This window comes from Faecalibacterium sp. Marseille-P9590, from assembly GCF_017377665.1.
Classification (GTDB): Bacteria; Bacillota; Clostridia; order Oscillospirales; family Ruminococcaceae; genus Faecalibacterium.
Map to the genome: position 1 here is coordinate 88,243 of NZ_JAFREF010000002.1, position 12,894 is coordinate 101,136.

The 12,894-nt window shown below is 60.7% G+C and carries 12 protein-coding genes and 1 riboswitch; of the genes, 9 read left to right on the forward strand and 3 right to left on the reverse strand.

The genetic code is table 11. The features are described 5' to 3' along the window. Positions 1–70: 70 nt before the first annotated feature. The 3 genes from J3349_RS03110 (at position 71) to J3349_RS03120 (ending at position 3,391) form a co-directional block, all read left to right on the forward strand. Positions 71–1,894, forward strand: a complete 1,824-nt coding sequence (locus J3349_RS03110; RefSeq protein ID WP_207676404.1) for an HD domain-containing protein — start codon at positions 71–73, stop codon at positions 1,892–1,894. A gap of 15 nt (positions 1,895–1,909) precedes the next feature. Next, a complete protein-coding gene (locus J3349_RS03115; protein ID WP_207676405.1) occupies positions 1,910–2,563 on the forward strand; it encodes a Crp/Fnr family transcriptional regulator in 654 nt (217 codons plus the stop codon). 192 nt (positions 2,564–2,755) lie between these two features. Then, positions 2,756–3,391 (forward strand): ZIP family metal transporter, encoded by a 636-nt coding sequence (locus J3349_RS03120; RefSeq protein ID WP_207676632.1) that lies wholly within the window; start codon positions 2,756–2,758, stop codon positions 3,389–3,391. Between the two features lie 37 nt (positions 3,392–3,428). Here J3349_RS03120 and J3349_RS03125 read toward each other — a convergent pair whose 3' ends face one another. After that, positions 3,429–4,514: a mechanosensitive ion channel family protein gene (locus J3349_RS03125; RefSeq protein ID WP_149794171.1), complete on the reverse strand. Its 1,086-nt coding sequence runs from the start codon at positions 4,512–4,514 to the stop codon at positions 3,429–3,431. A 139-nt stretch (positions 4,515–4,653) separates the two neighbouring features. Then, positions 4,654–4,774: riboswitch (FMN riboswitch) on the forward strand. Between the two features lie 143 nt (positions 4,775–4,917). On the opposite strand from J3349_RS03125, the gene J3349_RS03130 reads away from it, so the two are divergent. Beyond that, the gene (locus tag J3349_RS03130) at positions 4,918–5,517 is read left to right on the forward strand and encodes an ECF transporter S component (RefSeq protein ID WP_158396499.1); all 600 of its coding nucleotides are present in this window, start codon (positions 4,918–4,920) and stop codon (positions 5,515–5,517) included. 49 nt (positions 5,518–5,566) lie between these two features. On the opposite strand, the gene J3349_RS03135 is transcribed toward J3349_RS03130, so the two are convergent. Next, positions 5,567–6,985, reverse strand: a complete 1,419-nt coding sequence (locus J3349_RS03135; protein ID WP_207676406.1) for an MATE family efflux transporter — start codon at positions 6,983–6,985, stop codon at positions 5,567–5,569. 144 nt (positions 6,986–7,129) lie between these two features. Here J3349_RS03135 and J3349_RS03140 point away from each other — a divergent pair, with 144 nt between their 5' ends. The 5 genes from J3349_RS03140 (at position 7,130) to J3349_RS03160 (ending at position 11,672) form a co-directional block, all read left to right on the forward strand. Next, positions 7,130–8,077, forward strand: a complete 948-nt coding sequence (locus J3349_RS03140) for a phospho-N-acetylmuramoyl-pentapeptide-transferase (RefSeq protein ID WP_207676407.1) — start codon at positions 7,130–7,132, stop codon at positions 8,075–8,077. Between the two features lie 269 nt (positions 8,078–8,346). Beyond that, positions 8,347–9,072 (forward strand): amino acid ABC transporter ATP-binding protein, encoded by a 726-nt coding sequence (locus J3349_RS03145; RefSeq protein ID WP_207676408.1) that lies wholly within the window; start codon positions 8,347–8,349, stop codon positions 9,070–9,072. Between the two features lie 133 nt (positions 9,073–9,205). Continuing rightward, positions 9,206–10,108, forward strand: a complete 903-nt coding sequence (locus J3349_RS03150) for a transporter substrate-binding domain-containing protein (RefSeq protein WP_207676409.1) — start codon at positions 9,206–9,208, stop codon at positions 10,106–10,108. Between the two features lie 48 nt (positions 10,109–10,156). Further along, positions 10,157–10,897, forward strand: coding sequence for an amino acid ABC transporter permease (locus J3349_RS03155; protein WP_207676410.1), 741 nt, complete (start codon positions 10,157–10,159; stop codon positions 10,895–10,897). Position 10,898: 1 nt separating this feature from the next. Continuing rightward, the gene (locus J3349_RS03160) at positions 10,899–11,672 is read left to right on the forward strand and encodes an amino acid ABC transporter permease (RefSeq protein WP_207676411.1); all 774 of its coding nucleotides are present in this window, start codon (positions 10,899–10,901) and stop codon (positions 11,670–11,672) included. A gap of 351 nt (positions 11,673–12,023) precedes the next feature. Here the strand turns inward: J3349_RS03160 and J3349_RS03165 are convergent, their stop codons facing one another. Further along, the gene (locus J3349_RS03165) at positions 12,024–12,875 is read right to left on the reverse strand and encodes a bifunctional 5,10-methylenetetrahydrofolate dehydrogenase/5,10-methenyltetrahydrofolate cyclohydrolase (RefSeq protein ID WP_207676412.1); all 852 of its coding nucleotides are present in this window, start codon (positions 12,873–12,875) and stop codon (positions 12,024–12,026) included. Positions 12,876–12,894 lie beyond the last annotated feature (19 nt).

Genomic DNA, 12,894 nt, shown 5'->3' on the forward strand with positions numbered 1-12,894 from the left:
AATAAACTATCATGGGAAACAAGACTCTGCCAACAGCAGAGCGTGAAAAAACGGAAAAGGGGGAGAGCAGATGGACGCACGATTCGAGCGCTATGTTGAAAATCTCAGGACAGTCCGCACCCTCTCCCAGCCTAAATTCTCCCCGGATATGAAAGCGAAGGAGCTGCTGGAGACCATCCAGTCCAACGCCATCAAGTGCTTCGACTACATGAAGGAGAACAACGCTATCCTCAATGAGCTGGTATTCCAGCGTGCGCCTGCGGAGCTGACGAGTGCCGAAATTGCCAGCCTGCAGGAGTTTGCTGACAAGATGTTCAACTACGCCAGCAGCGAGGACTGCGGCATCGCCTACAAGGTCTACAGCCTCCTGCTGGAAAACGCCCGCATCCGGGGCGACAAGCCTGCCATCGTCCGCTATCTGTATGGAAAAGCGGTTTCTCTCCACTACCTCAATGTCCGGGGCCGCGACTATGCCATCAACCCTTACGGGACGCAGGTGCGCGGCCTTTTTCAGGAGGGTGCAGGCTATATTGCGGAGTATGAGTCCTTCGATAAGACAACAAAAGGCTACATCATGCGCTGTCTGGGCAACAGCCGGATGTCCATGCCACGCAGTACGCCGGAAGAATGCACCGAATATATGAAGGTGTTCGACAAGGCGATGGGCATCATCACCGACCCTTACTACCACCAGCTCGACCCGGACCTTCCATGGGGCAAATTCGAGTATGCGATGCATATGGACCGGGAGACGCTGCTGAGCTATCTGCGCCACCACAACGACCCGGTGGTCGCCGCCAAGGTGATGGAGTCGGCGGAAGCCATCTACCGCGACCGGGTGCTCTATAAGGGCGAGGAGGCACGGCTGCAGAACTGGCGTGTCAGCTATCTTTATAAGGCGGCCTGCTTCCATGCTGGACGGTGTACGGCCCGCGAGGTGGTGGAAGAGCTGTTGGACATCATCCACCACACCGACATCCAGGACTACAGCGATACTGGCATCAACAAGAACCTCACGGCGGTGTCTTATCTGGTGGCTTACGAGGTCAAGATGCCGCCTGCCGACCGGAGGGAGATGGCATGCCGCACTGAAGAAGTGATGGACCGCAGTTTGCGGTATCTGAACAATGTACCCCAGAATCAGTACTCCCGTGTGGTCAGCCGTGCCGTGCGCGAGCTGGTGGAGATGCAGGCCGAGACCGGAACAGCCCGCCGCAGCCTGCTGAATTATATTCTCGTGGCCCACAAGCCGACCTATGTCCACTCCATGATGGTGGCCGGACTGACCCGCATGTTCGTCAAGCAGATGCTCAAAAAGTCGCCCGAGCTGTTCGTGGGCGTCATGGGCTGCAAGACGGTGGAGGAAGTCCGCCGCAATCGCATTGAAATATGTGAGCTGGCCTATGAGTGCGGCCTTTACCACGATGTAGGCAAGAGCTATGTGTTCATGTATATCGGCAACAACTACCGCCGCCTGCTGGACGAGGAATTTACCTGCATCCAGTGGCACACGGTGTTCGGCTACGAGCTGCTGTGCAATGTGGGTGGAAAGGACGACCTGGCCCCGGCGGCGCTCTACCACCATACCTTCTACGACGGACACGGCGGCTACCCGAAAAATTATCCGCCCTGCCCGGCGGGCATCAAGCCCATCGTGGACGCTCTGACCGTGGCCGACTCACTGGACGCGGCCACCGATAATATCGGCCGCTGCTACACGATGGCAAAGCCGGTGGATACGCTGCTGGGCGAATTCCGCGCCCAGAGAGGCACCCGCTATGCGCCCGAGGTGGTGGCGCTGTTGGACGATGAGGAGTTCTCCCGCGATTTGAAGGAAACGCTGGATGAGACGCGCAAGAGCGTCTATCTCGAGGTCTACCACGTCAAGCGGTAAAAGGGGGCGCTGAGGGTGAAAACACAGAAAACGCCCCTTTTCCAGGGCATCGGAGAAGCGGCGCTGGCCGAGATGTTTACCTGCGGCGGTGCGCGCTGCAAGACCTACGCGAAGGGCGAAGTCCTTCTGCGGGCGGGCTGCATCACCCGCGAGGTGGGCATCGTGCAGGCGGGCGGCGTCAACATCGAGAATATCGACCTCTGGGGCAACAGGAGCATCCTGAGCCATGTCCCGGCGGGGCAGGTGTTCGCGGAGACCTATGCCTTCTGCGGCGAGCCGATGATGGTGGACGTGGTGGCGGCGGAAGAGACGGAAGTGCTCTTTTTGAACATGGATGTCCTCATCCACACACCTCACCCGGACAGCGAGTGGCAGCCGGTCCTCGTGCAGAACCTGCTCAACATCTCGCTGCACAAGAACCTGGCCCTTTCGGAGCGCATCTTCTGCACGGCCCCGAAGACCGTCCGGGGACGGCTGCTGCTGTATCTCTCCAATCAGGCCGCGAAGGCGGGCAGCAAAAGTTTCCGCATCCCCTTCGACCGTCAGGGCCTGGCCGATCACCTCAACCTCGACCGCAGCGCCCTCTCGAAAGAGCTGGGCAAAATGCGGGATGAGGGAATACTGGAAACAACAAAAAACGAATTTACCCTGCATGAGCTGCCGGAATGAGGAGAGCTTTTTCTCTTCACATTCCCCCTTTCCGCCGCATACATCGGTGGGAAGGGGGAATGCAATGTGAACGTCTATCTGTTTGCAGCGGTCATCCTGCTGCTGCCAGCGCTCTGTACGGCGCTGGGAGCGGCGGGGGTCTTTCTGGTGCGTCGGGCCGACGAGCCCCGCACCCGGCGGATGCTCTGCGGCATGGCGGCGGGCATCATGCTGGCCGCCAGCGTGTGGAGCCTGCTGCTGCCTGCCATCGAGAGGGCGGAGGCCGGGATACTGCCGGTCTGGCTGGCCCCGGCGGCGGGGTTGGTGCTGGGTGCTGTGGGCCTGCTGCGGCTGGAAGAGGCTGCCGGGCGGCTGATGCACACCGGTTCAAAAGAGCATGGCCGGATGGGCCGGGTGGTGCTGGCCGTGACCCTCCACAATCTGCCCGAGGGCATGGTGGTGGGACTTGCGGCGGCGCTGGCCCTGCAGGGTGAGCCGGAGGCCGTCAGCGGGGCGCTGGCCCTTGCACTGGGCATCGGCTTGCAGAATATCCCGGAAGGCGCGGCGGTGAGCCTGCCGCTGATGCAGGCCGGGCAGGGGAGACGGAAAGCCTTCTGCGCCGGTGCTGCGTCGGGCCTCGTGGAGCCGCTGGGGGCGCTGCTGGCGCTGGCCCTCGCAGGCTGGGTGAGCGCGGCTCTGCCGTGGCTCATGAGCGCCGCCGCCGGGTGCATGGTCTGCGTGACGGCTCAGGAGATGATACCGGAAGCCGTGGAGCAGGACGAACCGGCGGGCGTCATCAGCGTGGTGCTGGGGTTCGCCCTCATGATGGCACTGGATATTGCGCTGTAGCAAAAAAGCCGATGCAGCTGCATCGGCTTTTTTGCTGTCAGTTCTCTTTTGCGAGGTAGACCGTCGTGGAGGGAAATGCGAAATCCACGCCGTCGGCCTTCATCACGTCCATGATGTTGAGGTTCAAATCGTTCTGCATCCGCAAAAACACGCCGAGGTCGGCGGTGCGCAGATAGGCAGAGACCATCAGGTTGATGCTCGAGTCGCCGAAGCCGGTCATCCGGACAAAGGCGGTGTCCTCGTAGGTGTCGGGGCTGGCCTTGAGCATGGCGTCGAGGTCGGCCATCAGCTTTTCCAGCTGGGGTCGGGTGGTGTCGTAGGTGACGCCCAGCGTGAAGCGGTAGAGCCGCTTGTTGCGGAGGGTAGCGTTGTTGATGGTGGCACTGCTGACGGTGCTGTTGGTGAGGATGTAGATGGAGTTATCCACGGCCCGGACTTTCGTGGAGCGGAAGTTGATGTCCACCACTTCGCCCTCCACGTCGCCGACGGTGATCCAGTCACCGATGGAGAAGGGCTTGTCCAGCAGGATGACCACGCCGCTGAAGAAATTCTTGGCCATATCCTGTGCGGCCAGAGAGATCGTAAGGCCGATAAGACCGGCACTGGCCACGACGCTGCCCACGGGCAGGCCGCTTTCCTGTGCGATGGTCGCGCCGCAGAGCACCACGACGGCTACTTTGTAGACTTTATCCAGCAGGGTGAGCAGGGTGCGGTTGGTGCGGACTTCTTCGCTGGACGAGGCCAGCAGCAGAGCCGCGATGCCGGAAGCGTGGTAGAAGCCGGTACCGATGAGGAAGACCAGCATCATCCGATAGGCTTTGAGCAGCAGGGCCGCAAGGCCGGGGATGGCCCAGGGCAGGCTGCGCAGGGCCAGATACATGCCGGTGTACCACGCGATGCGGGCCGTCGGGCGGGCGAAGCTTTCCAGCAGGGGGTGCGTAAAGGCAAAGTGCCAGCTGCGCTTCAGCAGGCGGGGGAAGAGGCTTTTTTGCAGCCAGCGGCTGACGACCCAGCCGATGAACAGCAGGGCCAGCGCACAGACGCACCGGGCTGCAAAGGCCAGCCAGCCTTCCAGCAGCAGCCCGGCGATGGAAAAGCCGAGATCGTTGATGGTGAAGAGCATAGAAACAGATACCTTCCTGACGAATAATAAAATCAGTATATCATATTATAGCCAGCGGTGCAAATCGGGAGAGGCTTGTTAAAAAAATGAATAAAAGGACTTGACAAGACAAACCTGCCGCGTTATACTCTGCGAAGAAAGTTCGTTTCAGGGCGGGGTGCGATTCCCCACTGGCGGTACAGCCCGCGACCACTCCCAAAGAGTGCTGACCCGGTGAGACTCCGGGGCCAACGGTATAGTCCGGATGCAAGAAACGGCAGACAATTTGATTTGTTTGTGCGCGCCCTGTTATAGTGTAAACTATGGCAGGGCGCGTTTTCATTTGTCTTCCCGGTTCCAGCGAGCGAGAAAAGGGCTTTCCAGTCTTTATTTGAATGGGGCCAGCCGCCCCGGGAGGAAAATTATGAGAAAAGATACGACCCACAACCTGACCGTTGCCGCCATGCTCAGCGCAGTGGCGTTCATCCTGATGTTCATCGAGTTCCCCGTCCCGATGCTCATTCCGTCCTTCGTCAAGATGGACTTCTCCGACCTGCCCGCCCTGCTGGGCGCGTTCGCCCTCGGCCCGGTGTACGGCGTGGTCATCAGCTTCATGAAGAACCTGCTCCACATCGTCGTCAAGGGTACCAGCACTGCCTGTGTCGGCGAGCTGTGCAACTTTATGCTGGGCGCTGTCTTCTCCGCGGTGGCGGGCTTCATCTACAAGCATCATAAGAGCCGCAAGACCGCCATCCTCGGCGCGGTAGCGGGTGCCGCCGCAATGGCCGTCTTCAGCGTGCCCTCCAACTACTTCATCACCTACCCGGCCTATGTGGAGTTCTACCATATGCCGCTGGAAGCCATCCTCGGCATGTATCAGGCCATCCTGCCCTCTGCCGACAGCCTCATGAAGTGCCTCGTCATCTTCAACCTGCCCTTCACGCTGGTCAAGGGTCTGCTGGACGCCGTGCTCTGCATGGTCATCTATAAGCCCCTTTCTCCCATCCTGCATGGCCGGAAGTAAATTTGAATAAACAAAATGGGCATGTGCCGCTGGCACATGCCCATTTTGTTTATTGTAACGCTCCTTTATCGAGCCACTTGCCCCTTGCAAGCCGAATGAGGAACAGCGCGCCCCGGATGCAGAGCTCGATGCACATGGCGGCCCAGACGCCCACGAGGCCCAGCCGGGGAGCCAGCAGGAAGGCGAGGGTGAGCCGGACGCCCCACATGCTGAACAGGTTCAGCACAAAGCAGCCTGTGCTGTCGCCTGCGCCCTGCATCGCGCCGCTTGCTACGATGCTGGCCCCGAACATCGGTTCTGCAAAAGCCTCGATGCGGAGAACCTGCGCACCCAGCGCGATGACGGCGACATCTGCCGTGAAGATGCCCATAAGGGCCGGGGCGAAGAGCCAGAGCCCCACGCCCGACAGCGCCATGATGCCCATGCCCATTGCCGTGCAGAACCAGGCGAACCGCTTCGCCATGTCCCGGCGGTGGGCGCCGACGGCCTGCCCGATGAGGGCGATGGAGGCGTCCTGAATGCCGTAGCCTGCCATGTAGCAGAGGCCCTCGGCGTTGACGCCGAGGCTGTTGGCCGCGATGGCCACCGTGCCGAGGCCCGAGACGATACGGACGAGCAGCACCTGTGCCGACGAGAGGGCCGCACGCTCAGCGGCCAGCGGTGTACCCACCCGCCAGAGGTTGCGCAGGCAGGCGGAGGTGATGCGCCAGCTGCCGGGCTTTCGGATGCAAAGCGGGCCGTCCCGCAGCAGCAGGACGCCCAGCGCCAGCAGACCGCCCACGACGGTGGAGAGAGCCGTGCCCAGCGCTGCGCCCGGCACAGAGAGGCCTGCGCCCCAGACCGTGACGCTCTGGCCGAACAGCACCAGCTGCCGGGTGGGGTTGATGAGGAAGAAGTTGAACACCACGTCCAGCGCGCAGACCAGCACGCTGATGAGGCCGGGGGTCAGGGCGTCGCCGGTGGCCCGGAGCATGGCGCTATACATCCCCATCGCCATGGTGAAGGGGAGGGCCGCCGACCAGATGGCAAAGTAGGCGCTGGCGTTGGCCTGGAGCGAGATGTCCGCCCTCAGCCACCCGGGCAGGAAGCGGCTGATGCCGACACCGAAAGCCGCAGCGCCCAGACCCAGGATGAGGTTGAAGAGCATGGACTGCCGCAGCACGCCCCGGGCGTCCTGCTGGCGGTCGGCCCCGAGGTACTGGGCGATCTGGATCGAAAACGCAGTGTACAGTCCCACAAGGATGCCGTGGAGCAGCCAGGTGCTCGAGCTGACGATGCCGATGGCGGCGGTGGCCTCTGCGCCGATGTGGCCCACCATGGCGGCGTCGATGTACTCCATCGCCGTGACCACCAGCTGCTCCAGAATGGAAGGGATGCTCAGCGCCAGCGCGATGCGGGCCGTGTCGGACAGCGGGATGTCCTCGCCCTGCCGCATCCGGGCCGAGAGCTGCTCCAAAGAAAGTGTCATGTCGTCTCCTGTTTTCTGTGTTGATAAACTGTCCTACTATTATAGGCACGGGGAGGAAAATTGTCAAACCGGGCGATTGATTTTTTGGCTCTGGCGTGATACACTCTCGGAGTAAGAAGAATATCATTGAAAGAGGTTCAAAATATGCTGCAGCTTATTTCAGCTACCGGCCAGCAGACCGTGGACGCGCTGGCGTTCCTGCTGGCGTTTGCCCTGACCGCCCTGATGGACTCGGTCTTCCACGACAAGCTCCCCCACGACCATGGCCGTGCCTTCGCCGTCAACGGCGAGCTCTCCAAGGGCAAGGCCCGGGGTTCCGGACTCATCTTCGTGCTCTGCATCGCGCTGGTGACGCTGGCGGTGGTGCCTTTTAAGGTAGAGTACCTTATTTATACCGTTCTGCTCATCGCCTCCATGCTGTCGGGCTACTTTGACGACGCTTCCGAGACGGCGTGGAACGAGTACAAGAAGGGCCTCATCGACTTCGTCATCGCCGTGGTGGCAGGTGTTACCTACCTGAACTTCAACGGCACGAGCGTCAACTTCCTGAGCACTACTTTCACCATTGCCTATCCGCTCTACCTGCTGCTCATCGTCATCCTCATCTGGGCCAGCATCAATGTGGTCAACTGCACCGACGGCGTGGACGGCCTGTCCGCCAGCCTCGCGGTGGTGAGCATCGGCACCTTCCTGCTGGCTTACGGCGAGGAGCTGGGGGACTACTCCACCGCTGCCATCGTCTTTATCGGCGCACTGCTGGCCTACCTGTGGTCCAACGCAAAGCCCTCCAGCCTCCTGATGGGCGACGCCGGCAGCCGTGCCATGGGCTTCTTCCTCGCCATCCTGGCCCTCAAGTGCGGCCACCCGTTCGCCTTCCTGCTGGCGGCGCTGGTGTTCATCGTGGACGGCAGCCTCGGCATCCTGAAGATCAGCTTCAAGCGCTTCCTCCACATCAGCATCCTCAAGAACACCCTCACCCCGCTGCACGACCATGTGCGCAAGCGCATGGGCTGGAGCGACGAGCAGGTGGTGGCCCGCTGGCTCATCCTGCAGACCGTCGCATCGGCGCTGCTCCTGCTGATGACCCGCTGATTTACGGATTTTAAGTACGATGTTTGTGCAGCTTTCCAAAATGCAGATTGACCCGCTCTGATTTTTGTTGCACTTTATGGATTGAAAGTCAAGCGGAAAAAGACTATACTTTAACCAACGAAAGCAAAGGCGCTTAAGTGGATGTATTCACTTTGCGCCTTTTTTGTTTTTTCGTTTTTGTGTGCGGTTCGGGAAAGCCGCACAAGATGCGCTGTCCGCGGCGCTGGAGCACGGACGACAGAACAGGATAGGGAAAGGTGGGAATCACAGTGATCAAACTCGAACACGTTGACAAGTACTTCGGAGACCTGCACGTCCTCAAAGACGTGAACCTCGAGGTCGCCGAGGGCGAAAAGCTGGTCATTATCGGACCGTCCGGCAGCGGCAAATCTACTACCGTCCGCTGCATGAACTTTCTGGAAGAGCCGACCAGCGGCCACGTCTACATCGACGGTCAGGAGCTGACCAACAAGAACAAGACCAAGATCGTCCGCGACAACATGAGCATGGTCTTCCAGCAGTTCAACCTCTACCCCCACATGACGGTGCTCAAAAACCTGACGCTGGCACCTATGAAGCTCCATCACAAGACCAAGGCAGAGGCCGAAGAGCTGGCATATCATTATCTTGAGGTCGTCGGCCTCCGGGACAAAGCGGATGTCTACCCTCCGCAGCTGTCCGGCGGCCAGCAGCAGCGCATCGCCATTGCACGCGCCCTCTGCGCACAGACCAAGATCATCCTGTTCGACGAGCCGACTTCGGCCCTCGACCCTGAGACCATCCAGGAAGTGCTGGATGTCATGGTAAAGCTGGCACACGAGAAGAACATCACGATGGTGGTCGTCACCCACGAGATGGGCTTCGCACGAAACGTGGCCGACCGCATCGTCTTTATGGCGGACGGCCAGATCATTGAGGAAGGCACGCCGGAGCACTTCTTCACCAACCCCAAGAACGAGCGCGTCCGGCAGTTCCTGAGCAAGATCGTCCGCTGAGAGGACGAACAACAAAGGTTGACACGGCAGGGACTCACAAGTTGTGGTGAGACGCCGTTGTTGATAACAGGCCGTTTTCGGAGCGGACAGGGAAAGCCGCTCGGGCCGAAAAAACAAAGAGGAGTGATTTATTATGAAAAAGATCTCGCGTCGTGATTTCCTGAAAGTCACTGGTTTGGTGGGCGCTGCTGCTGCTCTGACCGCCTGCGGCGGCTCTGCAAGCTCCACCGCAGCCTCTACGGCATCTTCTGCCGCCGGCGGCGCAGCCGCTTCCACTGCAGCACTGGGCGCTGACACCCAGGCCATCGTGGACCGCGGTGTCCTGAAAGTGGGCGTCAAGAACGCAGTTAAGGGCTTCAGCTTCCAGGATACCCTCACCGGCGAGTACAAGGGCCTCGAGGACAGCCTCGCAGAGATGATCGCAGAGCACCTCGGCGTGGACGTTGAGTTCACCACGGTTACCGCCGCCACCCGCGGCGAGCTGCTGGACTCCGGCGACATCGACGCCGTTCTGGCTACCTTCACCATCACCGAAGAGCGCAAGAAGACCTGGGACTTCTCCACCCCCTACTATACCGACTACGTTTCCGTTCTGGTGGAGGACTCCACCGGCATCAAGGGTCTGGCTGACCTGAAGGACAAGGTCGTGGGCGTCTCCTCCGGCTCCACCTCCGCTCGTGCTCTGGTCAAGGCCATGATCGACGAGGGCGTGCTGGACGGCGCAAATTTCGACGCCGACACCTTCAACGCCGACACCTGGAAGGATGGCATCTCCTTCCGTCAGTACGACGACTATCCCGCCATCAGCACCGCACTGAGCGCAGGCGAAGTGCAGGGCTTCTGCGTCGATAAGTCCATCCTCGCCATCTACAAGACCGAGGGCCGCAGCTACATTGACGCTGAGTTCAGCCCGCAGGAGTATGGCGTCGCTACCAAGAAGGGCAGCGACTTCTCCACCCTGTGCGACGACCTCGTCAAGGGCTGGCTGGCAGATGGCACCATCGAGCAGCTCATCAAAGACAACGGTCTGGATTAAGCCCAGACTTTTCAGAACCAAGAGAGTGTAGGGAAAGGGGAGTTTGCCATGTCTGGCTTGTTTTCGTTAGAGTCCTGGTCCACCGTCTGGACGCATCGTGAGAGTTTTCTGCTGGGTCTGGGCAACACGCTGCAGACCGCCGTCTGCGCATTGGCGCTGGCCTTCATCATTGGCGCTGCGCTGGGCCTGATGTCCACCAGCGGCAGTAAGCTGCTGCGCATCATCGCCCGCATTTACGTCGAGTTCATCCAGAACACCCCGCTGCTGCTGCAGCTGTGCTTCCTGTATTATGCGCTGGCATTTGCAGGCGTGAGCCTCGGCGTCATCCGCACCGGCATCATTGCACTGGGCGTTTACACCGGCGCTTACATGGGTGAGGTCGTCCGCGCCGCCATCGAGTCTGTGCCGAAGGGCCAGTTCGAGGCTGCACAGGCGCAGGGCTTCAACTATCTGCAGCGGATGGGCTACATCATCCTGCCCCAGAGCATCCCCGTGATGCTCCCTCCGATGGTCAACCAGGTGGTCAACCTCTTCAAGAACACCTCCTGCCTCTACATCGTGGGCGGCGCTGACCTCATCAGCGTGACCTACAGCTTCGTCACCGGTGCTTCCACCGGCGGCGCATACGCCCCCGCTTATATCGTCTGCGGCCTCATCTTCTTCGTGGTCTGCTTCCCGCTGTCCACGCTGGCAGCCCGCTGGGAAGCTTCCCTCAAGGAGCGCAAGGGCCGTGTGAACCCGGGTCTCAAGACCGCTGCCAAGAAAGTAGAGCTGAAGGAGGCTGCCTGATATGAAGACGCTTGCTGCAAGCCTTTCCATCCTGACAAGAGAAGGCGTCATGCTCTACCTGCTGCGCGGCGTGGCCTTCACCTGCATCATCTCGGTGCTGGGCGTCATCATGGGCCTCATCGTGGGCTCTCTGCTGGCGCTGGCCCGCACCTACTGCAAAAAGGGTCCGACCCGCATCCTCGGCTGGTTCGCTACCGCCTACATCGAGCTGTTCCGCAACACGCCCTACCTGCTCTGGATCTTCATCTGTGTGGTGTTCTGCCCCTGCCCGGGCTTCTTCGCCCGCAAGATGTTCGGCCTGACCAGCGTGGAGATGAAGCTTCTGTTCAAGGCCGCTCTGGCCCTCATCCTCTTCAACTCCTCCGTCATCGCCGAGATCGTCCGCGGCGGCCTGAACGGCGTGTCCAAGGGCCAGTTCGAGGCCGGCTATGCACAGGGCTTCAACACCGCTGAGGTGCTGCTCTACATCGTCCTGCCGCAGGCTTACCGCAACATCGTGCCGACCCTGCTCAGCCAGGTCATCACCACCATCAAGGACTCCTCCTATCTGGCAAACGTGGCCACCATCGAGCTGATGGCCCGCATCCGCCAGCTGCTGAGCGCCGCCGGTACTTACAATGGTCTCGGCACGGTGAATGTCTCCGATGTCATGGTGCTGTTCGGCACGGCCTGTGTCATCTACTTCATCATCAACTTCACCCTGAGCTGTGTGGTGCGCGCAATGCAGAACCGCCGCAAGAAGGCTCTGGTCTTTGCCCCGGCAAAGGCCGCATAAACTAAGACCTATTCCAATTTCCCAATTCCCAATTATTCTCCTGTCATTGTTCTGTCAATGCCAAAAGCGCCCGGCGGGTCATCCGCCGGGCGCTTTTGGTGTATAGGGGAATAAACCTCTCAGTCTCGCTTTGCTCGACAAGGCCGGGTTGCGGCTCCCAGCATCCGCAGCGCTTCGCTTGCGTCTTGCTGGCCGCTGCCCCAACAACGACTCCCTGTTTCCGCCACTGGCGGCGGTCGTCGCTGTTGCCCTTAGTAGGGGAGCCTCTGGCGAAACCGTTTACTTCGAGGGGACTGCCAAAGCCTCCCCTATTAGGGAAGGTGGCACGCCGCAGGCGTGGCGGAGAGGTTATTATGATGCAGCTTTCGCTGCCGCCTCCACCACATGGCTCACGAGCACGGAAGTCGTCACGGTGCCGACGCCGCCGGGGACGGGGGTGATGGCCTCCACCACAGGCTCTGCCTCGCCAAAGCGGACGTCACCGCAGAGTTTGCCTTCCTCGTTGACATGGATGCCCACATCCACGACGACCTGACCGGCCCGCAGATGCTCTGCGCCGATAAAGCCCATCTTGCCCATGGCCACCACCACAACATCGGCCTCGCGGCAGACTTCCGGCAGATTTTGGGTGCGGGAGTTGCAGAGGGTGACGGTGGCGTTTTCCCGGTCCAGCATCATGGCTGCGGGCTTGCCCACCACGAGGCTGCGTCCCACGACGACGGCCCGCCTGCCGGAGAGGGGAATGTTGTAGAATTTCAGGATCTCAAGACAGGCCTGCGCCGTGCAGGGCGGGTAGCCGACGGCAGTGTTGGTGAAGACGCCGGCCAGCGAGCCGTCGGTGATGCCGTCAATGTCCTTTTCGGGCGAGAGTGCGGCGCGGATGGTCCTGTCATCAAACTGTTTGGGCAGGGGGCGGAAAAGCAGACAGCCGTGGATGGCGGCGTCTGCGTTGATGCCGGCAATGACGCGCAGCAACTCTTCCTGCGAAGCGTCGGCGGGCAGAAGGAACTGCTTCACCTCGACGCCCACTTTTGCACAGCGGGCCATGACGCCTTTCTCGTAGGAGAGGTCATCGGGGCGTTCGCCCACCCGGACGACGGCCAGCGTGGGGACAACGCCCTTTTCCCGCAGTGCGGCGCAGCGGGCGGCATTTGCTTCGTTCATGGCGGCCACGACGGGCGCACCCTTCAAAATGGTAGACATATACGTTCCCTTTCTATGC